The organism is Methylopila jiangsuensis (assembly GCF_027922305.1).
Lineage (GTDB): Bacteria > Pseudomonadota > Alphaproteobacteria > Rhizobiales > Methylopilaceae > Methylopila > Methylopila jiangsuensis.
Genome location: NZ_BSFK01000017.1, coordinates 1 through 1184, shown reverse-complemented (window position 1 = coordinate 1184; position 1184 = coordinate 1). Strand labels below are relative to the sequence as shown.

The window sequence follows — 1184 nt, the reverse complement described above, 5'->3', positions numbered from 1 at the left end:
AGCCCTGCACCAGCAGCTTCGTGTTCGCGTCGATCAGAACCGACATGGCTCAGGCCCCCTTCTTCACGGCCGCGACGATCTTCTGCGCCGCGTCGTCCAGATCGTCCGCCGGCAGAACGTTCAGACCGCTCTCCGCGATGATCCGCTTGCCCTCCTCCACGTTCGTGCCCTCGAGCCGCACCACCAGCGGCACCTGGAGCCCGACCGCCTTCACCGCCGCGATCACGCCCCGCGCGATCACGTCGCACTTCATGATCCCGCCGAAGATGTTCACGAGGATGCCCTGCACGTTCGGGTCCGCCGTGATGATCTTGAACGCCGCCGTCACCTTCTCTTCCGAGGCGCCGCCGCCCACGTCCAGGAAGTTCGCCGGCTCCTCCCCGTAGAGCTTGATGATGTCCAGCGTCGCCATGGCGAGGCCCGCGCCGTTCACCATGCAGCCGATGGTGCCGTCCAGCGCGATGTAGGCCAGGTCGTACTTGGACGCCTCGATCTCCTTGGCGTCCTCCTCCGTCAGGTCCCGAAGCTCCGCCAGCTCCGGATGGCGGTAGAGCGCGTTCGAATCGAACGAGACCTTCGCGTCCAGGCAGCGCAGCTTGCCGTCCTTCGTCACGATCAGCGGGTTGATCTCCAGCATCGCCATGTCGAGCGAGGTGAACGCCTCGTACAGCTTGCCGATCAGGTCCGACGCCTGCTTCGCCAGATCCCCCGACAGCCCCAGCGCCTTCGCCAGCGTGCGGCCGTGGTGCGGCTGCACCCCCGTCACCGGGTCGATGGTCAGGGTGTGGATCTTCTCAGGGGTCGCGTGCGCCACCTCCTCGATGTCCATGCCGCCCTCGGTCGAGGCCACGAAGGCCACCCAGCCGGTCTCCCGGTCCACCAGCGCCGACAGGTAGAACTCCTTCTCGATCGCGGAGCCTTCCTCCACGTAGAGCCGGTTCACCTGCTTGCCCGCCGAACCCGTCTGCTTGGTCACCAGCGTCCGGCCAAGCATCTGCTCCACGAAGCCCCTGGCCTCCGCCACCGACTTCGCAAGGCGCACGCCGCCGAGCTCCCCGGCCTCCGCCTCCACGAACCGGCCCTTGCCGCGCCCGCCCGCGTGGATCTGGGACTTCACCACCCACACCGGTCCCGGAAGAGCCCCGGCCGCCGCCTCAAAATCCTCAACCTTCAGAACCGCATGC

Annotated in this window: 1 protein-coding gene; it reads right to left on the bottom strand. The window is 67.4% G+C overall.

What is annotated here, in order from left to right; translation table 11 throughout:
* Nucleotides 1–49: 49 nt before the first annotated feature.
* A partial coding sequence (gene sucC, locus PKE85_RS17605; RefSeq protein WP_271206098.1) for an ADP-forming succinate--CoA ligase subunit beta occupies nt 50–1184 on the bottom strand: 1135 nt, incomplete at its 5' end.